Origin of the sequence: Halomonas sp. KG2 (assembly GCA_030440445.1) — a bacterium.
In the GTDB taxonomy this organism is placed as follows: domain Bacteria; phylum Pseudomonadota; class Gammaproteobacteria; order Pseudomonadales; family Halomonadaceae; genus Vreelandella.
Genome location: CP098528.1, coordinates 535188 through 557833 on the forward strand (window position 1 = coordinate 535188; position 22646 = coordinate 557833).

Annotated in this window: 24 protein-coding genes; 12 read left to right on the forward strand and 12 right to left on the reverse strand. The window is 54.6% G+C overall.

Going from position 1 to position 22646, the window contains the following annotated elements:
* Positions 1 to 20: 20 nt before the first annotated feature.
* Together NDQ72_02615 and NDQ72_02620 are read right to left on the reverse strand one after the other, a co-directional pair.
* Entirely contained in the window at positions 21 to 2567 is a 2547-nt protein-coding gene (locus NDQ72_02615) for a heavy metal translocating P-type ATPase (GenBank protein ID WKD28853.1), read from the reverse strand.
* On the reverse strand, positions 2534 to 2977 hold the full coding sequence (locus tag NDQ72_02620) for a MerR family DNA-binding protein (protein ID WKD30336.1): 444 nt from the start codon (positions 2975 to 2977) through the stop codon (positions 2534 to 2536). The genes NDQ72_02615 and NDQ72_02620 overlap by 34 nt, the downstream gene beginning before the upstream one ends.
* Positions 2978 to 3251: 274 nt before the next feature.
* On the opposite strand from NDQ72_02620, the gene NDQ72_02625 reads away from it, so the two are divergent.
* The 3 genes from NDQ72_02625 (at position 3252) to lysS (ending at position 7480) form a co-directional block, all read left to right on the forward strand.
* Complete coding sequence (locus tag NDQ72_02625; GenBank protein ID WKD28854.1) at positions 3252 to 4598, forward strand: OmpP1/FadL family transporter; 1347 nt, start codon at positions 3252 to 3254, stop codon at positions 4596 to 4598.
* Positions 4599 to 4834: 236 nt separating this feature from the next.
* Positions 4835 to 5930, forward strand: a protein-coding gene (gene prfB / locus NDQ72_02630) for a peptide chain release factor 2 (GenBank protein ID WKD30337.1) whose coding sequence is annotated in 2 segments (ribosomal slippage) — positions 4835 to 4906 and positions 4908 to 5930 — 1095 coding nt in all. Because the reading frame shifts where the segments join, the coding sequence is not laid out codon by codon here.
* A gap of 35 nt (positions 5931 to 5965) precedes the next feature.
* Complete coding sequence (gene lysS / locus NDQ72_02635; GenBank protein WKD28855.1) at positions 5966 to 7480, forward strand: lysine--tRNA ligase; 1515 nt, start codon at positions 5966 to 5968, stop codon at positions 7478 to 7480.
* A 12-nt stretch (positions 7481 to 7492) separates the two neighbouring features.
* Here the strand turns inward: lysS and NDQ72_02640 are convergent, their stop codons facing one another.
* The 7 genes from NDQ72_02640 to NDQ72_02670 form a co-directional block, all read right to left on the reverse strand.
* On the reverse strand, positions 7493 to 8680 hold the full coding sequence (locus NDQ72_02640; protein ID WKD28856.1) for a glutathionylspermidine synthase family protein: 1188 nt from the start codon (positions 8678 to 8680) through the stop codon (positions 7493 to 7495).
* A 62-nt stretch (positions 8681 to 8742) separates the two neighbouring features.
* Complete coding sequence (locus tag NDQ72_02645) at positions 8743 to 9348, reverse strand: DUF1190 domain-containing protein (protein ID WKD28857.1); 606 nt, start codon at positions 9346 to 9348, stop codon at positions 8743 to 8745.
* Between the two features lie 12 nt (positions 9349 to 9360).
* Positions 9361 to 9783, reverse strand: coding sequence for a DUF350 domain-containing protein (locus NDQ72_02650; GenBank protein ID WKD28858.1), 423 nt, complete (start codon positions 9781 to 9783; stop codon positions 9361 to 9363).
* A 102-nt stretch (positions 9784 to 9885) separates the two neighbouring features.
* A complete protein-coding gene (locus NDQ72_02655) occupies positions 9886 to 10629 on the reverse strand; it encodes a YjfK family protein (protein WKD28859.1) in 744 nt (247 codons plus the stop codon).
* A 30-nt stretch (positions 10630 to 10659) separates the two neighbouring features.
* Positions 10660 to 11706, reverse strand: a complete 1047-nt coding sequence (locus tag NDQ72_02660) for an ion channel (GenBank protein WKD28860.1) — start codon at positions 11704 to 11706, stop codon at positions 10660 to 10662.
* Between the two features lie 46 nt (positions 11707 to 11752).
* The gene (locus NDQ72_02665) at positions 11753 to 12448 is read right to left on the reverse strand and encodes a PspA/IM30 family protein (protein WKD28861.1); all 696 of its coding nucleotides are present in this window, start codon (positions 12446 to 12448) and stop codon (positions 11753 to 11755) included.
* Positions 12449 to 12569: 121 nt separating this feature from the next.
* Positions 12570 to 12977, reverse strand: coding sequence for a YjfI family protein (locus NDQ72_02670; GenBank protein ID WKD28862.1), 408 nt, complete (start codon positions 12975 to 12977; stop codon positions 12570 to 12572).
* Positions 12978 to 13169: 192 nt separating this feature from the next.
* On the opposite strand from NDQ72_02670, the gene NDQ72_02675 reads away from it, so the two are divergent.
* The 5 genes from NDQ72_02675 to NDQ72_02695 all read left to right on the forward strand — a co-directional run bounded on the left by NDQ72_02675 (position 13170) and on the right by NDQ72_02695 (position 16721).
* Positions 13170 to 13556 (forward strand): hypothetical protein, encoded by a 387-nt coding sequence (locus NDQ72_02675; GenBank protein ID WKD28863.1) that lies wholly within the window; start codon positions 13170 to 13172, stop codon positions 13554 to 13556.
* A gap of 88 nt (positions 13557 to 13644) precedes the next feature.
* Complete coding sequence (locus tag NDQ72_02680; GenBank protein ID WKD28864.1) at positions 13645 to 15048, forward strand: MFS transporter; 1404 nt, start codon at positions 13645 to 13647, stop codon at positions 15046 to 15048.
* Between the two features lie 43 nt (positions 15049 to 15091).
* Positions 15092 to 15400, forward strand: a complete 309-nt coding sequence (locus NDQ72_02685) for a BolA/IbaG family iron-sulfur metabolism protein (protein ID WKD28865.1) — start codon at positions 15092 to 15094, stop codon at positions 15398 to 15400.
* Entirely contained in the window at positions 15397 to 16251 is an 855-nt protein-coding gene (locus NDQ72_02690; protein ID WKD28866.1) for a hypothetical protein, read from the forward strand. Before NDQ72_02685 ends, NDQ72_02690 begins: the two co-directional genes overlap by 4 nt.
* A complete protein-coding gene (locus NDQ72_02695; protein WKD28867.1) occupies positions 16248 to 16721 on the forward strand; it encodes a GNAT family N-acetyltransferase in 474 nt (157 codons plus the stop codon). The genes NDQ72_02690 and NDQ72_02695 overlap by 4 nt, the downstream gene beginning before the upstream one ends.
* Here the strand turns inward: NDQ72_02695 and NDQ72_02700 are convergent.
* Entirely contained in the window at positions 16718 to 16912 is a 195-nt protein-coding gene (locus NDQ72_02700) for a cell division protein ZapB (protein ID WKD28868.1), read from the reverse strand. The genes NDQ72_02695 and NDQ72_02700 overlap by 4 nt on opposite strands.
* A 107-nt stretch (positions 16913 to 17019) precedes the next feature.
* On the reverse strand, positions 17020 to 17646 hold the full coding sequence (rsmD, locus tag NDQ72_02705; GenBank protein WKD28869.1) for a 16S rRNA (guanine(966)-N(2))-methyltransferase RsmD: 627 nt from the start codon (positions 17644 to 17646) through the stop codon (positions 17020 to 17022).
* 90 nt (positions 17647 to 17736) lie between these two features.
* Between rsmD and ftsY the strand changes: the two genes are divergently transcribed.
* The 4 genes from ftsY to rpoH all read left to right on the forward strand — a co-directional run bounded on the left by ftsY (position 17737) and on the right by rpoH (position 21940).
* Complete coding sequence (gene ftsY, locus NDQ72_02710) at positions 17737 to 19218, forward strand: signal recognition particle-docking protein FtsY (GenBank protein ID WKD28870.1); 1482 nt, start codon at positions 17737 to 17739, stop codon at positions 19216 to 19218.
* Positions 19215 to 19883 carry a cell division ATP-binding protein FtsE gene (ftsE, locus tag NDQ72_02715; protein ID WKD28871.1) on the forward strand — a complete coding sequence of 223 codons (669 nt, stop codon included), beginning with the start codon at positions 19215 to 19217 and terminating at the stop codon, positions 19881 to 19883. Before ftsY ends, ftsE begins: the two co-directional genes overlap by 4 nt.
* Positions 19880 to 20920, forward strand: a complete 1041-nt coding sequence (gene ftsX / locus NDQ72_02720) for a permease-like cell division protein FtsX (GenBank protein WKD28872.1) — start codon at positions 19880 to 19882, stop codon at positions 20918 to 20920. Before ftsE ends, ftsX begins: the two co-directional genes overlap by 4 nt.
* 153 nt (positions 20921 to 21073) lie before the next feature.
* Complete coding sequence (gene rpoH / locus NDQ72_02725; protein WKD28873.1) at positions 21074 to 21940, forward strand: RNA polymerase sigma factor RpoH; 867 nt, start codon at positions 21074 to 21076, stop codon at positions 21938 to 21940.
* Positions 21941 to 22034: 94 nt separating this feature from the next.
* On the opposite strand, the gene slmA is transcribed toward rpoH, so the two are convergent.
* Complete coding sequence (gene slmA / locus NDQ72_02730) at positions 22035 to 22643, reverse strand: nucleoid occlusion factor SlmA (protein ID WKD28874.1); 609 nt, start codon at positions 22641 to 22643, stop codon at positions 22035 to 22037.
* Between the last annotated feature and the right edge of the window lie 3 nt (positions 22644 to 22646).

The following is a 22646-nucleotide window of genomic DNA, read 5'->3' on the forward strand; positions in this document are numbered from 1 at the left end:
TGCCAGGTTGATCAATAGGCTCATAAGGCCTCCTGTTGGGCGGGTTTCCAAAGCCGTAAGCGGTTGGCGTTGCTCACCACGGTGATTGACGATAGCGACATGGCGGCACCGGCAATGATGGGTGACAGCAGCATGCCGGTGAAGGGGTAAAGCACGCCCGCAGCAATCGGGATGCACAGTACGTTATAGCCAAAGGCTCCGACTAGGTTCTGTTTGATGTTGGTGAGCGTCGCCCGGCTTAACTCGATAGCCGTAGCCACACCATGTAGCGAACCGCGCATCAAGGTAATCCCGGCGCTCTCCATCGCGATGTCGGTGCCCTGGCCGATGGCAAAGCCAACGTTGGCACGTGCCAGTGCTGGGGCATCATTAATGCCATCACCCACCATGCCTACAACCTCTCCTGCCTGCTGGCGACGCTCAATTTCCGCGTGTTTATCATCTGGCGTCATGCCTGCTTTAAACTCGCTAATGCCCACTTCCCGTGCCACGGCGGCCGCGGTGTGTTGATTATCTCCGGTAAGCATGACGACGGTTAAGCCATCTTCTTGTAAGCGTTTCACTGCGGCAGCCGCGTCAGCACGCAGTGGGTCACTGATGCCGAATAGAGCGGCTAGCTTGCCATTGGCTGCCAGGTATACCAATGAGCGTGCTTTCGCCTCTAGCTGGCGTACGCTCTCTTCTGCGGGGGTTAGGTCCACGCCAGCCTCTTCTAGTAGGCGGGCATTGCCCAACAGCAGTGAGTCGCCTGCTTGGGTGCTACCTTTCACGCCGCCACCGGTGACGCTATCAAACGTATCCAGTGTTTCAGCGGGGGCATTATGCGCTTCCGCATAAGCTGTTAAGGCATTGGCTAACGGATGTTCTGAACGGCTTTCCAAAGCGGCTACCCAAGCGAGCACTTGCGAGGAATCACTATGTAGCACAGTCGCATCGGTCACTTGAGGCTTGCCCTCAGTCAGCGTGCCGGTCTTGTCCACCACCAGGGTGTTAATACGGCTGGCGGTTTGCAGCGCTTCACCACTTCTTACCAATACGCCGTGCTCGGCGGCTTTACCCACCCCAATCATGGTGGAAATCGGTGTTGCCAGCCCTAAGGCGCAGGGGCAGGCGATAATCAGCACCGTGGTGGCGGTCACCAGCATATGGATCATCACGGGAGCGGGGCCGATGTTAAACCAAATCAGTGCGGTCAGTACGGCGATGATCATCACGCTGGGAACAAAAATTCCCGATACCTTATCGGCCAGTTCACCAATTGGCGGACGGGAGTTTTGTGCGCTGGCGACCTGTTCGGTTATACGACCCAGGCGGGTGTCGCTGCCCACGCGAGTGGCGCGATAGACCAAGCTGCCATTGCCGTTAACAGTACCCGCGCTGACATCGTCATCCGCGCTTTTATGAATGGGCAGCGGTTCACCGGTCAGCATGGACTCATCAATATAGCTTTGACCATCGAGTACGATGCCATCCACAGGCAGTCGTTCGCCGGGGCGTACGCGGATATGATCGTCTATCGCTACGTCGTCAACAGGCAACTCCTGTTCTTGGCCATTACGGATCACGCGGGCTGTTTTCTCCTGTAGGTCTAGCAAGCGTTTTAATGCACTGCTGGTGCGTCCGCGGGCACGCAGCTCCATGGCATTGCCGAGCAGGATGAGCCCCACCACCATGGCCGATGCTTCAAAGTAGATGCCTTGAGCGACCTCGGGTAGCCAAGGAGCAAACGCCACGACCATCATCGAATACAGCCAGGCGGTACCGGTGCCCATGGCCACGAGCGTGTCCATATTGGCCTGGTGGAGCTTGAACTGTTTCCAAGCGTTGGTAAAAAAGTGCCGCCCTGGAAATGCCAAAATAGCCAGGGTAAGCAGGCCAATGACCAGCCAATAAAGACGACCCATTCCCATGGGGTGTGGGTGGTAAACAAACATGCTCAGCATGAGCGGAATAGCCAGCGCTAATGACAGCATGCTGCCGCGCAGACGCTGGCGATAGGTTGCAGCCTCTTGGGACTCACGAATGCGTTCGGCCTCGCGCATGTCGACTATGGGCTCGGCGCGGTAGCCTGCTGCCGCCACCGCGTTAATCAGAGCCTCGCGCTCAACCTTGCCGGTTACTTGGGCGGTATGGGTGCCAAAGTTCACCGAGGCATCGGTAACGCCCGGGGTGTTGGCCAACGCTTTTTCGACGCTATTCACACAGCCTGCGCAGGTCATGCCACTAATCAACAGTCTCTGCTGAGGCGCGTGGGTGAGCGTCTCATTTCCAGCCGCCTGTTTGTCGTTACCCTTATCGACCGTTGGCGCAGTATCACTTTCTGTAGATGGTTGAGTCTCGCCGCTGTGGGCACCCGGCGGATAACCAGCTTCACTTAGCGTGCTATCCAGCGCATCGTTTTCTAACGTACTGGTAACTTCCAAGCGTTTTTCTGCGGGAAAACCTTCTACGTAGGCGTTGGGGTCTACGGCTTGAACCGCCTCGCGCATGCGCTTAACGCAGCCCTGGCAGGTCATGCCCGGCACAGTGCGCCTCAGTGTTTGTGGCTGCAGGGTTCGTGACTGCATGGTGCCTCCTCAGGAAAACTCTCAATTAAACGACATAGGCTATGACCGTCTGGTATGCCATTGGGCATGTGCTGCCAGCTCTCTAATGCCTGTTCCATGCGTTGGGCGAGCGCTTCAAGCTCGGCGATGCGTGCGCGGATCTGTGGTAGCCGGTGGGTAAGCAGGTCGCGCACCAATGGACATGGCGAGTCGCCTTGGTCGGCGTGAGCCAGGATGTCGCGAATCTCCGCTACACTAAAGCCGAGCTTGCGTGCTCGTTGAATAAAGTGCAGTCGCTCTAAGTCAGTGGTTGAAAATAACTGGTAACCGTTCTCGGGGTGGCGTGTTGGTGCCAGCAACCCCTCACGGGTGTAATGGCGAACCGTTTCTGCGGTAACGCTACCGCGTTTGGCAAGTTCGCCGACCTTCATCGTTCCAGGCTGCATAACGTCCTCTGCGTGGAAGTTGTGATGTTTTTAAGTGTAAAACCTATGGGTAACACACAGGTCAAGCGATATTGACGCCTTCGGTCGAAATGACTAAAACACTGATTTAAAACAACCGTTCGACTAATGTATAAGTCAAAACTGGAATAAAACGCTCGTTTGCCCTTGATCCCAAGCGGCCATTGGGCGAAAACTGAGGTGTTAGAACAAAGAAGGTGGATGGAAGTATCCATCGGATCATCGGGAAGAGAGGCCCACTATGCATAATAAATTTAAAAAGCTCACCTTGGCGGCCGCAGTAGCATCAGTCGCTTTTGCCAGTCAGGCGCAAGCAGGCGGTTATCAAATCAATGAGCAGAGCGTCAGCGGACAGGGGTATGGTCATGCAGGACGTAGCTCAAATGTGCATGATGCAACTATTGTGTACGGTAACCCGGCGGGTATGTCGTTTCTTGATCGTGCCCAAATTACAGTAGGTGGCACGTTCCTAAACGTGAATAGTGACATTTCTAATGTCCGTGCCTCACAGAGTAGCCCTGCTTTTCTTCAGGCGACAGGAGGCGCGACAGATACGTTGCCAGTGGCAGGTTCTAACGATGGCGATATGGTGCCAGGTACATTAGTTCCCTTCGCCTTTTATGCACACCCTGTTAACGAGCAACTGGCATTCGGTTTTGGCGTCTACGCGCCATTTGGTTCTAAAACCGAATACGAAAATGATTTTCAGGGGCGTAACCAGGGCAACTACACCGAAGTAAAAGTGATGACAGCTCAGCCGACGGTCTCTTATCGCTTCAACGAGCAGTGGTCTGTTGGTGCGGGTCTTACCTATAACCGCGTAGAAGGCGAACTTCGCCGTCAGGTACCAGTGGCAACACCGCTGGGCCTTTCTGAAGTGGATTCACGTGTAGAAGGTGATGATGAGGCCTGGGGCTATAACTTGGGTGTCATCTATCAGCCAGTACCTGAAACTACCTTTGGTTTAACGTACCGTTCAAAAGTAGATTTCAATCTAGAAGGCAGCTTTGCGGCGAACTCACCTGTGCTGGATCAGCTAGGGATCGGTACAGTAACAGATACGGCAGCGTTGGATTTAACAACGCCTGAAACAGTCAACTTCTCGCTGACTCAGCAAATGAGCGACAAGCTGAAGCTGATGTTTGGTGTTTCCTGGGCACGCTGGAGCCGCTTTGACCAGATTTTGGTCACCGGTACTGAGCGTGGTGAGATTACCAACGAACAGCAGAACTACTCTAATGCGTGGGCATTCTCTACCGGTGGCGAGTATCAGTTAACGCCAACGCTAGCACTGCGTGCCGGGGTAGCACTGGACTTTACACCCACCCAGGATGCCACGCGCAGCGTGCGTATTCCCTCTGACGACCGCCGTATTTTCTCGATTGGTGCAGGCTGGAGCCCGACGCCAGATCTAACCTTGGACGTTGCCTACTCGTACCTTACCGAGCGCAGCACCCATGTTGATCAAAGCAAAACCGACAGCTTCACCGTGGCGGGGCAGCAAACACCACCGATTACCTCTAACTACTCGGCCGACTTCAAAAACGAAGCCCATGGCTTCGGTGCTCAGCTTACCTATCGCTTCTGATCATAAGCTGACTGTTTGACTCGCTTTACCTATAAACCCGGCGTAAGCCGGGTTTTTTGCATGGCGATCCTTTTTCAGGGTGGGTGCGGTAAGCGTTGGCTTTCGTTACAATGTGTCTCAGAATTTCGCCGCTGGGGCGGCTAGCGTTGGCATTTTTAAGCCTAGGCGCCTAGCTGCCCCAGCGGCGCCTGTCTCTTTTGAACCGTGCGATACTGACCAAGGCTAGGCGATCCATGTTGGAAACTAATCCGATTCATAACCAGATCAAGGACCTGTCTGAGCGGACAGACGTTCTTAGGGGGTATCTTTGACTATGCCGAACGCAAAGATCGGCTAGAAGAAGTATCCCGCGAACTTGAAGACCCTAATGTCTGGAACGATCCAGACTATGCCCAGAAGCTGGGTAAAGAGCGCGCATCGCTTGAAGCGATTGTCGCCACCATCGATGAGCTTGATCAGGGCCTGGCTGATAGCCGTGACCTGCTTGAACTTGCTGAGATGGAAGAGGATGAAGGCACCGTTGATGAGGTGCGCAAAGAGCTCGATGGTCTGCAAGTAGCACTGGAGAAGCTTGAGTTTCGTCGCATGTTTTCCGGTGAAATGGATGAGAACAACGCTTATCTGGATATTCAGTCGGGGTCGGGCGGTACCGAAGCTCAAGACTGGGCGAATATCCTGCTGCGTATGTACTTACGCTGGGCAGAGAGCCACGGTTTCAAAGCAGAGATTATCGAAATTTCTGCTGGCGAAGTAGCAGGCATTAAATCGGCGTCGCTGCATATTCAAGGTGACTATGCCTTCGGATGGTTGCGCACCGAAACAGGTGTTCACCGTTTAGTACGTAAAAGCCCGTTTGATTCCGGCGGCCGTCGTCATACGTCGTTTGCATCGGTGTTTCTGTCGCCTGAAATTGACGACAGTTTTGAGGTTGAAATTAATCCCTCTGATCTGCGAGTAGATACCTACCGTTCCAGCGGTGCAGGTGGTCAGCACGTTAACACCACCGACTCAGCGGTGAGGATTACCCACGAGCCCAGCGGTATCGTGGTGGCATGTCAGAATCAGCGCAGCCAGCACGCTAACCGCGACTTCGCCATGAAGCAGTTGAAGGCCAAGTTGTGGGAGCACGAAATGCAAAAGCGCAATGCGGCCAAGCAGGAAGCGGAAGACTCTAAAGCCGATATCGGCTGGGGTAGCCAAATTCGCTCATATGTACTGGACGATCAGCGCATCAAAGACCTGCGCACTGGCGTTCAGTCTAGTAACTGCGACAAAGTGCTCGACGGCGATTTAGACCAGTTTATCGTCGCTAGCCTAAAGCAGGGTTTGTAATTTTTTTAGCGTTTGAACATTGAACAGGGTGCCCGATGGCTAACCAAGACGCGTCTTCTCTCGATAACGAAAACCACCTAATCGCTGAGCGCCGTGCCAAGCTCGCGGCTCGCCGTGAGCGCGCCGCTGAGCAAGGTAAGAGCGCTTTCCCGAACGATTTTCGCCGTGACAGCCTCACGGTTGAGCTACACGACCTGCTGGGCGAAAAGGATAAAGCGGAGCTTGAAACGCTTGATCATCAGGCGTCGGTGGCTGGTCGCGTCATGCGTAAGCGTGGCCCGTTTATCGTGATTCAAGATGTGGCTGGCCAAATCCAGCTCTACGTGGATAAAAAGGGCTTGCCTGCTGATGTGCTTGAGGACATCAAAGGGTGGGATATCGGTGATATCGTCGCTGCCCGTGGCCCAGTGCACAAATCGGGTAAGGGCGATCTGTACGTGATGATGGTTGAGGCGCAGCTGTTGACCAAGAGCCTGCGTCCGCTGCCGGATAAGTTCCACGGCCTGACCGATCAGGAAGCGCGTTATCGCCAGCGCTACGTGGACCTGATCATGAACCCGCAGTCACGTAAGGTATTTGAAACTCGCGCGGCGGTAATCAGCTCCATGCGCCGCTTCTTTGAAGCTCGCGGCTTTATGGAAGTTGAAACGCCGATGCTGCAGCCGATCCCCGGCGGTGCGGCAGCACGGCCGTTTATTACTCACCACAATGCGCTGGATATTGATATGTACCTGCGTATTGCACCGGAGCTTTACCTCAAGCGTCTGGTGGTGGGTGGTTTCGAGAAGGTTTTTGAAATCAACCGTAATTTCCGTAACGAAGGGTTATCTACACGACATAACCCTGAGTTCACCATGGTCGAATTCTATTGGGCCTACGCGGATTATCGTGACCTGCTCGATATGACCGAAGCCATGCTGCGCACGGCGGCCCAAGAAGTGCTGGGCACCACGATGATAGAGTACCAAGGCGCGAGCTACGACTTCGGGAAGCCGTTTCAACGGCTGACGCTACGCCAAGCGATTCTTGATCATGGCGACGGCATCACCGATGCGGATTTGGACACGCTGGAAGCCGCACAAGTGGTTGCAGAAAAGCTGGGCATTAAAGTGAAGGAGAGCTGGGGACTGGGTAAAGTTCAGACCGAGATCTTCGAAGAGGTGGCCGAGCACAAGCTGGACCAGCCGACGTTCATTACTGAATATCCCGCAGAAGTTAGCCCGCTGGCGCGTCGTAACGATGCTAATCCTTTCGTTACCGACCGTTTCGAGTTCTTTGTTGGTGGCCGAGAAATTGCCAACGGCTTCTCGGAGCTTAATGACGCCGAAGATCAGGCTGAACGCTTCCGCGAACAGGCAGCCGAGAAAGATGCCGGTGACCTGGAGGCGATGTATTTTGACGCTGACTACGTCCGCGCGTTGGAGTATGGCTTACCGCCAACGGCGGGTGAGGGAATTGGCATTGACCGTTTAGTGATGCTGTTTACCGATAGCCCCTCTATTCGGGACGTACTGCTGTTCCCAGCGATGCGCCCCGAAGCTAGCGAGTAACGCTGACAAGCTCTAGACAATAGCGTGCGGTACGAAGCAGCTGGAGTCCTTGGTGATTTTGCCAACGTCTTCACGAATACCAATGCCGCACGCCTTGTCACCGACTACCCAACTGCCGATCAGGGCATGCCGCTCACCAAAGCGCGGCAGTGGGTGGTAGGCCTGCAAAATACGCGGGTTGTCGGTATAGGGGCCATCAACGGCTTCGTACTGGCCACTCGTGGTCATCAGCTCAATATTGCTACCCTCTCGAGAGAAAAACGGTTTGCGCACCCAACCGGGTGTCAGCGACGTGCCATCACTAGTGTCAAAATACGCCGGTAACAGGTTGGGGTGACCTTCATGCCACTGCCAGAGCAACGGCAGGATGCCCTTATTGCTGAGAATGGCTTTCCACGGTGGTTCGAACCAGTGGGTTTGCATCATGGGCAGCAGCTCACCGAAAGCGTCATCGCTCATTTCTTCCCAGGGGTAGAGCTTAAACAGTGCGCGGATGGGCCGGTTTTCCAGATCAACAAAACAGCCGTGGTCGGTGTTGGGTTGATAGCCGATGTCTTCGATATGGATAAAAGGGGCATTCAGCCCTGCCTGTAGGGCACAGTCCTGCAGGTAAGCAACGGTGGCGCGATCTTCTTCATGCGCTTTGATGGAGGCGAAGTGCAGTGCCGGAGAGGCTGGTGGATCGCGTTCAAGGCGCTGCCCGATGTGGGCGAGGGCAGCAATCATGCGTTCCTGGATCGAATTGAATTGGTCGGCGTGGGCAGGCAGCAGGCGCTGTTCGATCACCTGCTCAAGCCACAGCCACTGAAAGAAGCCCGCCTCGTAAATACTGGTGGGGGTATCGTAGTTAAGCTCTAGCAGTTTGGCAGGCCCATTACCGCTATAGGCAAAATCCATGCGCCCATAGAGGTGTGGCTGGCCATTGTGCCAGGAGGCACGAATAACGCCCCACATCTGCTCGGGAATATTTAACTGGTGAAGCAGGGCATCAGACTGGCAGACCCGGTCAACGGCATCCATGCACATCTCGTGCAGCGCCTCGGTGGGATCCTCAATGTCTTGTTCGATCTGGGCCAACGTGAACTGGTAATAGGCATCCTCTGTCCAGTAGGGCTCCCCTTCAATAGTATGGAAGTGAAACCCTAGCTGGTGCGCCAGTTCGCGCCATTGAGGGCGTTCAGTAATGGCAACGCGCAACATAAAACGGCTCCTTGCTGGCGCAGGTGAGTGCGTCGAAAGATAGTAACCAAACGGTGGTTAGCTTAGGAGCCAAACCCACCTCGCGCGCTGGAGCGCGAACCAAACCCAGAGCGTTGGGTTGCCCGTTGGTTGGACTGCATAACCGATGAGCGGAAGGCCTTGTTACGTTGATCCACCCGTGAAGAAGCCGAAGACGACGCAGCGTTCCAGTCGCCGCGATTCTGACGGGTACGGTAGACCGGCTCTTGATACAGGCTTTGTACCCGCGCGCCATTGCGGTTGGCCATCATATTGCCAACCATATAGCCCATCAGTGCGGGACCAAACCAACTGCCACCTTGCCCCTGTTGAGCTGATTGGGGAGGGGGCTCACAGGCACCTTCGCCATGTACCTGTTCGCAAGCTTCTAAGGAGTCAAAGCGCGGAACCGCTTCAACGGCTGCCGTAAACGCCGCTTCACAGGCGGTGCGCGTGTAAAGCTCGTCTGCTACGCACTCGTCGACGTTCTGGTAGGCCTTAGGCTCAGAAAAGTTGATGTCCGATAGCGTGTCCTGCGGCGGAGATGACTGCCCACAGCCGGCTAACGCGGCTGTTCCGGCCGCGCCCATCAAGGCCAGGGTTAGCCGAGAACTGCGCTTGCGGCGCGGTGGCTGGTTAGATGATTGCATGAAAGTCTCCCCTTACCAGATCATGGACGCGGCGTTGAGCAGGCCAACCGCGATAGCGATAGTTGCCGCGAAAATACCGTATGCGACGTGGCCATCGGTAATATGTCCGGAAAGGCTCTGTCCTTTGCTTTTCAACACCAGCTTGATGGCAAAGAAGGTAACGATCTGCACGATAAAGGCGATGATGCCCCAGGCGATAAAATCAATGAAACTCACGCTGTTCGCCATAGCGCTGTAGAGCGGTATGGTAAAGCCTAGGGTAGCGCCGCCAAAGGCGGTTGCCGCTGCGACGTTGCCTTCCTGGATCAGCTTCCATTCATGATGCGGGGTAATCTTGCTGTACGCGACCATGAACGCTACCAGCAGGATGGCGGCGGTGACCAGATAGGCGAAAAATGCTGGCAGGCCTGCCAAATACATACCGATATTGCCCATTATCGTTTCCTTTTTTAGTCGTCAATTGTGAGTGGTGAATCGTAAGCCGTACGTGGTGAGCGTAAGTCGTGAATGGTGATCAGTGAGTCTTACCGGTGGCCATCAATGCGCTTCGATAATCACTGCGCTGATATCGATGCCCAGGCTGGTGACTAATTGATAACTGCCTTCCAGCTCATCTGCTTCAGCACTGAGTAGGATATATTCAAAGCGCTCTGAGGCCTGATCTTGGCGCTCATAAAGCATGCAGTGGTGCGTGACTTGGGAAATCCCGCTGCCATTAGCGCGAGTCACTGTTTCCTCAAGCACTACCGGGGCTGACCATGCGCTGCTTTCAGCGCCCCATACGCGTTGATAGCGTTTAAGGTCGTCTGGAATGTCGTCGCCTGCTTCCAGCGTAAAGCTGCTCTGGCCGAGTGGATGAGCGGGTGCCTGGCTATCCGGCTGATTGATCAGGCCATCAAATTCAAGATTAGAAACATGTTGTGACGACAGGAAATCGAACAGTTTGTATTCAAACACCTTGCCGTTAGCAATGGAGGCTTGGATCCAGGTGTCATTTTCCAGATAAAAGCGCGCGAGCTGTTCGCCCTGGCCGAGTTCGACGACGCCAATCGCGGCTATTTCCTGCGCTGCGCCACTCCAACTGGCATCAAAGTTCAGGCTGTCGAACGCTTTCAGCGACAGCATATTGAGCGACACCATACCGCCAAGCCGAAGACCGTTGAAGTCGTCAGGGGTCATGCCGACGGGCAGTCCGCTAGAGCGTTGGGCGGTGTCGCTGGCATGCTTTTGCTGCACGCCTTTACTGTTGGCACGAAACAGTGATTTAAGTGAACCAAGCATGGTGATGAACCTCCATGGAACGGTGGGATATCATGCCAGCAGCGATGAAAAATGTGCCGACGTCAGACGCTCATAGGCCATGTAATACAGCACATCACCGTCGCTTAGCTCACGGGTGGAGGGCGGGTTGAGCATATTCGCCTCGCCGCTAACGGAAGTGACGCCGAGCAGGGTGGCATTATGCGTTTCCTTGGCTAGGGCGAATAATTGGCCAAATGTGCTGCCTTTAGGAATATCTTGCAGCCGCGTTTGATATTGAGTGGCACCATGATTGACGGCGAGCAGCTCATTCACGACGCGACTTATGCCTGCATCGGTGGCTGAACGCACGAGCATTTCCAGTGCCAGGGCCTCGGTGCATTCGATGCCCGGCAATGTTCGGCGCAACATCGCTGCGGTATTAGGGTTTTCGCAGTGGGCAACGATATGGCAGCCAGGTGATTTCAGGCTGTAAGCGGAAAGCGCTACGGTAGCCACGCGTTCATCGCTGCCATCATAGATAATAATACGGCTGGCGTTTTCAACACCGGCGCGCTTGAGAAGCTCGATGTTGGCGAAGCTATCGCCCTTGACGAATTTTAGGTCGCCTGGACGAGGGTTATTGATATCTTTGGTGACGCATAGCACGATTTCATCGGGGAGCTGCCGATCAGCTTTGAGAATATCAATAATTTTTTCAGTGGTTTCTCCATGCCAGCCCAGCACGACCGTGTGACCGGTAAGATCGCTGTAATCGCCTTTTCCTTGCATTTGCTGCCTCCAAAAGTTGCCTACCGTGACGGTTGCCTTGCCAATCAGGGCAGCAAATAGCGCAATACCGCCCGGGATCAGGTAAAACACAGCGATCAACTGCCCCGCGGTTGAGCTTGGTGAGAAGTCTCCATAGCCCACCGTGGAGGCTGTAACGACGTAAAAATACAGCCACAATGGTAGTGAGTTGGCAACCTCTTCGCCGGAGAGCCCCATTAACATCCATGAGGTTGCCATATGTGCCAGCGCCAGCAACAGCAAGAATGTCCAACTGACGTTAATCGTAGAGGCTTTAAGAACTTTCAGTAGCCGTTGTAGCACTGGCATGGCGTCAGTCTTCCTTGCGTTCAGACGGTTGTATTAACGTTGGCACTCAGTTGCCAGCATTTTGCTTGGCTTTTAGGCGAGCCAGAACATCGCTTCCTGATGTTTGCTGTTTACCGATACCCGCCTGGGAAAGGCGTGCTTCCAAGTCAGCGCCGGAGTCTTGCGCTTGCATTGATTCGCCGATCTTGAGCTTTTCAGCCTGTAGGGCTTGGCGCTCTTTAATACGCTCAAGGGAGGCAACGGCGCTGTTCATGCTAGCGTTTTGTCCAGCGTGTTGAGACGCGACAGCAGCCTGTGCTTTTTGCGCGGCTTCAGTGGCCTTGACGTGGGACATCTGCTGCTCAACGCGGCGAATTTCACTTTTCGATTTAGCGATGGTCGACTTCAGTGCTTCGATAGTGCCATCGTATTGGGTGACATTGGCCTGAGAGATTTCGCGCTCGCTTTCCAAGCGGGCAATTTCCCCTGCGACTTCTTCAGCTAAGCTCTGCTCGCCTTTTTCAAGCGCGGCCATGGCGCTTTTTTCATACTCGGCCATTTTGTCCGACAGCGTATCCACTTCCTTGGCGGCAAGGTTACGCCTGGCCATGATGGTCGTGAGTTCTTCATTGGCCCGGTTCATGGCTGTTTTAGCGTCACGCAGTTCCTGCTCCATGATACGAATCCCCTGACTATCGACAATCGCTTCGCCGGTTTCAGTGGCTTTGCCGCGCAGGGCGGTAAACATTTTGCGTAGTAACATTGGGTAACTCCTTAAGTCGAGCCAATCCGACGCTTGCGCGCGGGACGAACAACAGGGTGATACTTAACAACAGGCGATACTTGGCTGGTGCCTGGATCACGTTAACTCGTGAGTATTTGAATCAACCGATTAAATCGGCAATTTCCAGTGCAGCCTGAGCGCAAGCTTCGACTTCAGCACTGATGGCCTCAAGTTTGCAATCTGCAAACAGTTGGCCATAGACCACATAGTAATCTTCGTCACCCAGGGTGTGGATACCAACACTCACTAACGGTAGGGTCATGCCTAAACGTAACAAAGCATCGTTGAAGGTATGGATATTCTCAACCGCGCTGGTGGGAGCCACTTCGGTCATCACCAACCACTCTTGCTCGCAATGCGTCAGGGTAACAGGTAAGTCGCCGTAGTCCTTGAGCGTAAATACCAGTGAATCGTTGTCTTGGTCGAGAGTGATGTCAGCGTTAGGCCAGGTCAGCTCGTTCTGTTCGACGCTGTGCTTAATCGCTTCAAGTCGTGTCTGTGTATTCATTGAGCGTATCCTAATGGTCTATCCGGCAAGGGCTGTACATAGGACTGTAACAGCCGTGTCGGTAAGTAACGGTGTTGTTAGCTAAAAATTCTTCAGCATTTTACCGAATCAATCGATATTGCGTCTGCACCGATGGCAAACTAATCCGTTAGCACCCATAATGATCAACGTTTCGACGGCGAGGAGAATCCCATGAAACTGCTAAATCGCTCTGCCCTGAGCGTCAGGCCGACCCAGACCTTCGTGGACTGGATCAATGCGCTCGAACCCACCATGGGAGACGACGACCTGACCCTGGACGACGTCGAACGTGAAAGTACGGTATACCTTATCCCAGAGATGGATACCCCTGAAGCGCTGGAAACGTTTGTTCGTGAGCGCTATGTAGAAATCCTAGAGACCGAGCTGCGTGCTTGGGAAGAGGATGAGCGCCAATGGCCAGAAAAGCTTGACTGGGCACTGTTTCAAGACTTTTTACGCATTGAGCATAGCTACCTTGCGATTGACCTTGACGACGAAACCGCCCTCGAAATTTCAGAGGTTGATGACGCACTTCTGCTCGACAATGAGCAAGACTAGCGCATTGCCGTCTTAATGTAAGCGTATTGTGGAACCGGCCCAGGCCGGTTTTATTGTTTTTAATGGTGCAGTTTAGGAACGAACCACCATGCGATTGTTTGAAACTCGGGCGGGTGACGATGGTTTGCCGGGCCCCGCGCGTGCGCTTGCCGTACTGGCACTCGTCACCGGCACGCTAATGGCGGTGGTCGACACCACCATGATTAATTTAGCACTCCCGACGATTGCCGCAGATCTAAATGTGCCTGCCTCCAGAGCGGTATGGATCACCAATTTATTTCAAGTGGTCTGCGCGGCGTTCTTATTAGTGTTCGCAGGCATAAGTGAGCTGATCACCCGCAGGCGGCTCTATTTATTTGGTTTGGCCACCTTCGTTTTCGCGGCGTTAGGGGCGGCGCTGTCGCGTAATCTAGAAACGCTACTGATATTCCGCGCCCTGCAAGGGTTGGGGGCAGCGGCCACGCTGTCCATCGGTCCGTCGTTGTATCGGGCAATTTTTCCGTCACGTCTATTGGGTAGCGCTTTAGGGCTTAGCGCGTTAGTGGTAGCCGGTGGCTATGCAGCCGGCCCAACGTTGAGCGGCGTCATCCTCTCGTTTGTCGACTGGCCTTGGTTGTTTGCACTTAATGTTCCGCTTGGTGTGTGTTCACTATGGCTGGCTAGTCGTGCGTTGCCCCGAGATAAACCACGTCGGGGCAGCTTTGATGTGCTGGGTGCACTGTTGTCTATGCTGATGCTAGCCAGTTTCTTTCTCGCGATGGATGCAGTTGGCCATGCTGCACCGCTATGGCAAAGCGGTGGCTGGGCGGTGATAGCGGTGCTGGCTTGTGGGCTGTTTATTCGACGCCAGCGCTACGCACCTTATCCGCTGTTATCGCTGAGTATATTTGCTGAGAAACGCTTTACGCTGGCTGTTTCAGCGTCAGGGTTGGCCTTTATCGGTCAGGGGCTAACGTTTGTTGCGCTGTCGTTTTTTTATCAGGAGCAGATGGGATTCTCGCCACTGGAAACAGCTTGGTTGTTCACCCCTTGGCCGTTAGCGATTATGGTGGTTGGCCCCCTGGCTGGTCGTTTAGCTGACCGGATCAACCCGAGTCTTCTTTCAAGCGCAGGCTTGATAATGCTGATGATGGGATTAGTGGCGCTAGCACTCGTGGATGAATCTACCGGCGTGGCAGGCAGCCTGTGGCGCACCGCCTTGTGTGGCATCGGCTTTGGTCTGTTTCAGCCACCTAACAACCGCGAAATGATGGGCAGTCTTCCGCCTGAGCGAAGTGCTAATGTCTCCGGCGTGATGAGCACTACCCGTACCGTTGGACAATCACTTGGGGTGGCATTGGTAGGGGCGGCCTTGGCGTTGGGTTCGCCTGTACAGATAACCCTATGGCTGGGAGCTGGCACCACGCTGCTAGCGTTAGTGGCGAGCCTTTCCCGGGTGGCGTTAGCCCAGCGTGCTCTCATTGAGCGACGGGCATCGTCTGTTAGTAAGTAAGGGCGTACAATAAATTGGTTGCTGATTGAAGGAGAAAGTACTCATGGCGATGCAGACACAGATTGAGCAGAAGTTAGCGGCGTTAACGCCCGACGTGCTGCACGTAGAAAATGAAAGCCACATGCACAACGTGCCGGCTAACGCTGAGACACACTTTAAAGTCACCCTGGTAAGCGATAGCTTCGATGGCATAATGCCGGTGAAGCGCCATCAGCAGATTTATGCGCTGCTCGCCGATGAGCTGTCTGGGCCCGTGCATGCATTGGCGTTGCATCTGTACACTCCAACAGAGTGGCAGGCACGTGGCGGCGAGCGCCCGAATTCGCCTAACTGTCGGGGCGGTGGCCAGTGACGCCAGACGTTATCCGTCGGCAGTATTTGGATGCAATGGGTATCACAGCCTGGGCAGCCAAATATCAACTGCCTAACGCACGACCTACGGAGGCGTGCGAGTGGGAGGATGCGCCTGCTGTTACTCCGCCGCGAGAGCGCCTTCATGCGCTATTAGACGATGCACCCGCACCTCGCCCGCGTCATCAGTCACCGAAAGGTGATAGTGCTGCTACCACTGGTACGGCATCGGCATCCTCTTCGGCCCCGGCGGCAGTGCGCGCGCTGTTGGGCCAGCCTCCTGTTCCTGCCAGTAAGCCAGCCGACGCCCCCGTTGCTTCTACACTGGAAAATTCTACGCCGGAAAAAAAGCCGGTTAGCAAAGTTGAGCCTCTGACGTTCAGTCTTTCCTGTATATGTGTTGGTGGGCGCTGGTTAAGCCTTCATGAGGGGGAAATAACGCCTATTGAGCAGCAACTGCTGGCTAATATGCTGCGGGCAGCAGGCGTGTTGAGCGCTGAAATGCCCGCAGTGACGTATTTTAAATGGCCGCCAATGGCCAACACGTTCACGCCGGAGGAGCCGCTGGAAGAAGCGCAAGACGGAGTAGCTGCCTTTATTGCTGGCGCGGCAGGTAGGCAGGGCTGGCAGTTGGAACGCTTGTTGTGGTGGGGAGCTGACGAACTAACCGATGATTCCCCCTTAGCGCGGGTCATAGCTGCTAGCCAGCAACGCAGCCAAACGTTGTCGCTGCCCGTGTGGCAGGGCCCTGCATTGAGGACACTTGTCGAACAGGCGAGTGCCAAGCGTAAGCTTTGGCCTGCGCTGGTGTCGCTTGGTCAGCAGTGGCGTGCTGAGGTTGCCACCCAGTGATAAGCCCATTAAGCGTTGCTGATAGTGCTGCGTTACAGGCGTTAGAAGCGCAAGCTCACAGTGGCATAAGTTCGCTGCATCTCCATGACGCGCTAAACGACCCTAGTTCACAGGTGATTGGTTACTGGCAACAACTTGTACCAGTTGGCCATGTGTCCGTTGGCGATATATTACTTGGTTATGCCATCGTGGTGCGTTTGCCATTTGAGGCAGAGCTTCAAGCGATTGGGGTGCTTCCACAGCAGCAGGGGCAGGGGATCGGTGGCGAGCTACTTGGCGAAGTGGTCGCCTGTGCTAGGCAGTGGCAAAGCGAGCGCTTACTGCTCGAAGTACGGGCAAGTAACCAGCGTGCGATAAAGCTCTATCAGCACTACGAGTTCAATGAAGATGGTCGGCGGCGAGATTACTACCCGGCTGCACGGGGGGCAGCCGGGAGAGAAGATGCGCTACTGATGTCGCGCTTGCTTTAAGACACGCTATCGCTTTCGATATCTTCAAATTTGCTGAGTACGCCCTGTAAGCGACGCTCCCACTCCTCACGTTCCTGCTTTAGCAGCGCGTTTTCGCCACGCAGTTCTTCGTTTTCAAGCTTCATTAATTCCAACGCCTCAACGGTGTCGGTAATTTTCTGTTCCAACTGGTTAAATAACTCAAGGCTCATGCCTACCTCCAATAACGTCGACAGGCACACTACCTGTCATAACGGGGACAAAAACGTAATTCAGTTAGGCGAGCGTAACGCCGCTGCAAGATTGCGGCAAGCGCAGTTTACACGGGTTTACGAAGATAGAGGCGAGCCGCACTTTCGCCCGCCTGGGTTTCCCGATACAGCTGCCAGTTAGTGGGCACGTTTGGAGAGAGCGACTTTTCAGTTTCCAGGTAGATCATGGCATCGTCTGCAAGCCAGCCGCCGGTTTCTAATGCTGAGCAGCAGGAATCGGCTAAGCCTTGATGAAACGGTGGATCAAGGAAGACAACATCCGCAGGCAGTTGGCAGGGTTGGTTGAGAAAAGCGAGTGCATCGGTAGATACCACTCGGCCATTACTGGCGCCAAGGGTGATAATATTTTCACTAATTAGCGCGGCTACCCGGGAATCGCGCTCGACAAACGTCACGTTGCTGGCGCCGCGGGAAAGGGCCTCAAAGCCTAGCGCTCCCGTGCCGGCAAAGAGGTCTAGCACTTGTTTGCCAAACAGGTGTTGGCCTAGCCAGTTGAATAGGGTCTCGCGCACACGATCAGGAGTGGGGCGTAGCCCTGGGTGGTCGAGTACAGGCAACTGACGGCGGCGAAAGTCGCCGCCGATTATGCGTAGCTTACCCGGCGGTTTGGCAGGTCCGCGCTGCGCCGTCGATGAGCGAGAAGTAGAGGGGCGAGAAGAGCGTTGTCGTTTCATAACGCGGATTGTAGCGGGCTACTTATCCAAAGTCTTGGTCTGCGGTGGTAGGATAATCGCAATGTTCACCTATTTAGTCGGATGACACCTATGTTCGGTTTTTTCAAACGTAAGAAAAAGCACGACTCCCAACAGGAGCAGCAAGATCGGCGGGCGCTGTCTCAGGAGGAGCATGGCGAAGTAGAGGTTACCAAAGAGCCAGCGCTAGAGCATGAAACAGAGCAGGCCTCGCCAACGACGGAAGCGGTTGTGCAAGAAACGTCAGTGCCTGAAACCGCGCCAGCGGATCACAAGGCATCCGTTGAAGAAACCGCTGAAGAGGCACAAACAATTGAATCAGAGCTTGAGTTAGCCTCTGTTCCAGAGCCAGAACCAGAACCAGAACCAGAACCAGAACCAGAACCAGAACCAGAACCAGAACCAGAACCAGAACCAGAACCAGAACCAGAACCAGAACCAGAACCAGAACCAGAACCAGAACCAGAGCCAGAACCAGAGCCAGAACCAGAGCCAGAACCAGAGCCAGAGCCAGAGCCAGAGCCAGAGCCAGAGCCAGAGCCAGAGCCAGCCACAATGCCTGCCCCTAAGCCGGCTCTTCAAGAGAAGCCCGTGGCCGAAAAAGGCGAAAAGAGAGGCTGGTTCGCTCGTATTAAGTCAGGGCTAGGCAAAACCCGCGCCAATCTAACGGACGGTATTGCCGATCTGTTTCTGGGTAAAAAGCAGATTGATGATGAGCTGCTGGAAGACCTTGAGACCCAACTGCTGATGGCGGATGTAGGCATTGAAGCCACTAGCGAGATTATTGAGCGCCTTGAAGCGCGCGTTTCGCGCAAAGAACTGAATAACCCGGAAGCGCTTTATCGCGGGTTGCAAGAAGAGCTGGCGTTGATGCTAGCGCCGGTAGCGACGCCGCTAAGTTTTGAAAAAGAGAGTGAAGGGCCGTTTGTCATTCTCGTGGTAGGTGTTAATGGCGTAGGTAAAACAACGACTATCGGTAAGCTGACCCAGCGTTTTCAGCGTGAAGGTAAAAGCGTCATGCTCGCCGCAGGCGACACCTTTCGTGCAGCGGCGGTTGAGCAGCTTAAAGTGTGGGGCGAGCGTAACAACGCGCCGGTGATTGCGCAGCACACGGGGGCTGATAGCGCTTCCGTGATTTACGACGCGGTGGCGGCTGCCAAATCACGTGGCGTGGATGTGCTGATTGCCGACACAGCAGGACGGCTGCACAACAAGAGCCATCTGATGGAAGAACTGAAAAAAGTTCATCGGGTCATGCAGAAGCTGGATAGCACTGCTCCCCATGAGGTGATGTTGGTGCTGGATGCAGGGACAGGGCAGAACGCTATTTCCCAAGCCAGCACATTTAACGACGCCGTGCCGATCAGTGGTATTACGCTGACCAAGCTGGACGGTACCGCCAAGGGCGGGATTATTTTCGCATTGGCGAAGCAGCTAAAAACACCGATTCGCTTTATTGGCGTGGGTGAAGGGCTGGATGATCTCCGCCCCTTTGAGGCAGGTGACTTTGTTAACGCGCTGTTTGATCGGCAAGGGGATGATGGCCGCGCATGATCGCTTTTGAACATGTGGGTAAGCGCTATGGAGGGCGCTTTGAGGCGCTGGCACACCTAAACTTTCGCGTTGCAAGAGGCGAAATGGTGTTCCTGACCGGGCATTCTGGTGCTGGTAAAAGCTCGTTGCTGCGACTGATTATGCGCCTCGAAAAGCCTAGCCGGGGCCGAGTCGTGGTGGCTGGGCACGATATTGCCGAGCTCCACGCCAGCCAAGTGCCGTTTTACCGTCGTCAAATTGGCGTGGTGTTTCAAGATCACCAACTGCTGTTTGATCGCAGCGTGTTCCGCAATGTATCTCTGCCGCTAGAAATCCAGGGGGTAGAACCACGCGAAACGGCGCGGCGCGTTCGTGCAGCATTGGATAAAGTCGGGCTTTTACACCGCGAAAAAGCGCTACCGGTAGAACTTTCCGGCGGTGAGCAGCAGCGAGTGGGCATTGCCCGCGCGGTGGTTAATAAGCCAGCTCTGCTGCTTGCTGATGAACCTACTGGTAATCTTGATCCACAGCTTTCTGCCGACATTATGGCGCTGTTTGAAGACTTCAATCGTATTGGCACCACCGTGATGGTTGCCAGTCACGACTTAGCGCTGATTGCGCGACTACGTCACCGCATTTTGCGTTTGCAGGATGGTCGTCTGGTGGCTGATGAGGGGGCCGTATGAAACGTGCCGCGACACCCCGTCCTATAGGCGCAGCGCCCAAGGGAAAACGACAAACGGCCAAAACCCCCAGTGAGCCGCCCGCCGAGCGGCGTGGCGCACGTTCACAGCAAACACGTTTTAGCAGCCGCTTACGCGCCTGGGGACGCCATCACCGTGCAATGGCATTGGATAGCCTTTATCGCCTGGTACGCCATCCTGTGGGTAATTTGCTAACCATGCTGGCCATCGCCATTGCGTTAGTCTTGCCTGCAGCGCTTTGGTTAACCTTGGATAGCGCCAAGCTGCTAGACGCAGAACTGGATGAGAGTGCAACCCTCACCGTTTATTTGGAAACGGCCGTAGACGCTGCACAGTCCGTTCGCATTGAAGAAGCGGTCATCGCGGACGCAGGCGTCGAAACGACGCGTCTCATTAGCGCCGAGCAAGGTATGGTTGAGTTTCAGCAGTCGCTGGGGATAGAAGACACCCTGGCAGGACTTGACGATAATCCACTGCCGGCCAGTATTGTGATTTATCCACACAGCGTTGAGCCCGCCGCTATGGCACAACTGGCACAGCGCTTGGAAGCGTTCTCTGGGGTAGACGAGGTGCGCGTGGATTTGGCCTGGGTAGAGCGTTTGCGTCATTTGGCGGATCTTGGGCGGCGGGTGGCGCTCGCGCTTGGGGTGCTGTTTGGCTGTGGTGTGCTGCTGGTGGTGGGCAACACTATCCGTCTTTCGGTTGAGAGCCGGCGACGAGAAATCGAAGTAGTGATGCTCATTGGCGCGACCCATGCCTTTGTCCGTCGACCTTTCCTCTATAGCGGAGCTTGGTACGGCGTGGGGGGCGGTCTGCTGGCGCTGGGATTGTTGGGATTTGGCAACCACTGGCTGTCGATGCCTGTTGCCGCCTTGGCGGCAAGCTACGGAGCGAACTTTGTGTTGCCGCAGTTAGATGTGACAGGCTCTACAATTCTGCTATCTTGCAGTACACTACTGGGCTGGCTGGGAGCTTGGTTGGCTGTTACACGCCATCTCTCTAGCATACGCCCGCGTTGATTATGTTTGTTATGCGGTCAGTAGCGGGAATTTCCACCCCGTTTTGTGTCTTATGCAGTGAATGCATCGGTCATTTGAACCTTATGCTTAGGCTAAGGTCTTAGAGTTAACGGAACACCAACCACGATAGGTTTTAAGGGAGACCACCTGCACATGAGCACTAGTCTTCTACCGGTGGGTCAGCTTTCTCCAGGTCACGATCTGGGCGGCTATATTCAAGCGGTTAACGGCATCCCCGTACTAAGCGTTGATGAAGAGCGTGAGCTTGCATTCCGCCTCCACGATGAAGGTGACTTGGAAGCAGCACGCCGTTTGGTGCTATCGCACCTGCGTTTTGTTGTGCATATTGCTCGTAGTTACTCGGGTTATGGTCTGCCGCAGGCTGACCTGATTCAAGAAGGTAACGTCGGTCTAATGAAAGCCGTAAAGCGTTTCGACCCTAATCAAGGCGTTCGCTTGGTATCATTTGCTGTGCATTGGATCAAAGCGGAAATTCACGAGTTTGTGCTGCGCAATTGGCGTATTGTCAAAATTGCCACTACGAAAGCTCAGCGCAAGCTGTTTTTTAACCTGCGTAGCGCTAAAAAACGCTTAGCTTGGCTAAATAACGATGAAGTTAACGCGATTGCGGAAGACCTCAACGTAAAGCCAGAAGTAGTGCGCGATATGGAAGGACGTCTGTCGGCTTATGATGCGGGCTTCGATGCGTCGCCTAGCGACGACGAAGAGAGCACCTATCAAGCGCCGGCGTATTTTTTAGATGACGCTTCCGCTGATCCGGCAACGCTGCTGGAAGACAGCAACTTTGAGGAAGATTCAACGCGTCGCTTACAGCTAGCCTTGAAAGGCCTTGATGAGCGTTCGCGGGACATCTTGCAGCGTCGCTGGCTCACTGATAACAAAGCGACACTGCACGATCTGGCCGATGTTTATGGCGTCAGCGCTGAGCGCATTCGCCAGCTCGAAAAGAACGCGATGAAAAAGCTGCGCCAAAAAATGGGCGAAGCTATCGCTGCTTAATCACGTACACATATCGGTTAAGCATAAGATAAACGCCCCGAAGGCTCTGCCTTTGGGGCGTTTTTATTGGGCGTGGATGCTGTGTCAACGTTTTCTAAGCCGATTGTACGGCTGCTCGTAACAGCTGGCTGGACAGCAGCGCCCATTGGTCTTCCCAGTGCTCGGTTGGTAAACGCTTGAAATCACTGCGCACATACTGAGAAATACGCCCTTCAGCCTGAGCGATCAGCAGGTTGGCGGCTGCTGAAGCGGATATGCTAGTGCGTAGCCCCTCGCGCAGCTCAGCTTCCCGCAGTATCTGTTTTAACTGGGTTTCCATACGTTCAAACAGTTGGTGAACGCGCTGGCGCAGCCGAGCCGTTTCGCCAGTCAGTACATCGCCTCCCAGTACCCTGGCAAGCCCAGGGTTCTTTTCGGCAAAGCCGAGAAGCAAGGCCAAGATAGTGCCGCATCGAGACGCCGCATCGGGGATATCTTCTAGGATGCGGGTAATGCGCGCAAAGATGCTTTCTTCAATGAAGTCGATCAGCCCCTCAAACATGCGCGCTTTGCTGGGGAAATGCCGGTACAGCGCTGCTTCTGAGACACCAACCTGGCGGGCAAGCGCAGCGGTTGTGATGCGCTTGCCGCTATCCTCTTCCAACATAACGGCTAACGCTTGCAGGATTTGCTCGCGGCGGCGAGGTTTTTGTTCGTCACTCATGAC

Bases quoted from the DNA above. Each gene is read 5' to 3' on its own strand.
- NDQ72_02615 (WKD28853.1), bottom strand. From the start codon at position 2,567: ATGCAGTCACGAACCCTGCAGCCACAAACACTGAGGCGCACTGTGCCG.
- NDQ72_02620 (WKD30336.1), bottom strand. From the start codon at position 2,977: ATGAAGGTCGGCGAACTTGCCAAACGCGGTAGCGTTACCGCAGAAACG.
- NDQ72_02625 (WKD28854.1), top strand. From the start codon at position 3,252: ATGCATAATAAATTTAAAAAGCTCACCTTGGCGGCCGCAGTAGCATCA.
- lysS (WKD28855.1), top strand. From the start codon at position 5,966: ATGGCTAACCAAGACGCGTCTTCTCTCGATAACGAAAACCACCTAATC.
- NDQ72_02640 (WKD28856.1), bottom strand. From the start codon at position 8,680: ATGTTGCGCGTTGCCATTACTGAACGCCCTCAATGGCGCGAACTGGCG.
- NDQ72_02645 (WKD28857.1), bottom strand. From the start codon at position 9,348: ATGCAATCATCTAACCAGCCACCGCGCCGCAAGCGCAGTTCTCGGCTA.
- NDQ72_02650 (WKD28858.1), bottom strand. From the start codon at position 9,783: ATGGGCAATATCGGTATGTATTTGGCAGGCCTGCCAGCATTTTTCGCC.
- NDQ72_02655 (WKD28859.1), bottom strand. From the start codon at position 10,629: ATGCTTGGTTCACTTAAATCACTGTTTCGTGCCAACAGTAAAGGCGTG.
- NDQ72_02660 (WKD28860.1), bottom strand. From the start codon at position 11,706: ATGCCAGTGCTACAACGGCTACTGAAAGTTCTTAAAGCCTCTACGATT.
- NDQ72_02665 (WKD28861.1), bottom strand. From the start codon at position 12,448: ATGTTACTACGCAAAATGTTTACCGCCCTGCGCGGCAAAGCCACTGAA.
- NDQ72_02670 (WKD28862.1), bottom strand. From the start codon at position 12,977: ATGAATACACAGACACGACTTGAAGCGATTAAGCACAGCGTCGAACAG.
- NDQ72_02675 (WKD28863.1), top strand. From the start codon at position 13,170: ATGAAACTGCTAAATCGCTCTGCCCTGAGCGTCAGGCCGACCCAGACC.
- NDQ72_02680 (WKD28864.1), top strand. From the start codon at position 13,645: ATGCGATTGTTTGAAACTCGGGCGGGTGACGATGGTTTGCCGGGCCCC.
- NDQ72_02685 (WKD28865.1), top strand. From the start codon at position 15,092: ATGGCGATGCAGACACAGATTGAGCAGAAGTTAGCGGCGTTAACGCCC.
- NDQ72_02700 (WKD28868.1), bottom strand. From the start codon at position 16,912: ATGAGCCTTGAGTTATTTAACCAGTTGGAACAGAAAATTACCGACACC.
- rsmD (WKD28869.1), bottom strand. From the start codon at position 17,646: ATGAAACGACAACGCTCTTCTCGCCCCTCTACTTCTCGCTCATCGACG.
- ftsY (WKD28870.1), top strand. From the start codon at position 17,737: ATGTTCGGTTTTTTCAAACGTAAGAAAAAGCACGACTCCCAACAGGAG.
- ftsE (WKD28871.1), top strand. From the start codon at position 19,215: ATGATCGCTTTTGAACATGTGGGTAAGCGCTATGGAGGGCGCTTTGAG.
- ftsX (WKD28872.1), top strand. From the start codon at position 19,880: ATGAAACGTGCCGCGACACCCCGTCCTATAGGCGCAGCGCCCAAGGGA.
- rpoH (WKD28873.1), top strand. From the start codon at position 21,074: ATGAGCACTAGTCTTCTACCGGTGGGTCAGCTTTCTCCAGGTCACGAT.
- slmA (WKD28874.1), bottom strand. From the start codon at position 22,643: ATGAGTGACGAACAAAAACCTCGCCGCCGCGAGCAAATCCTGCAAGCG.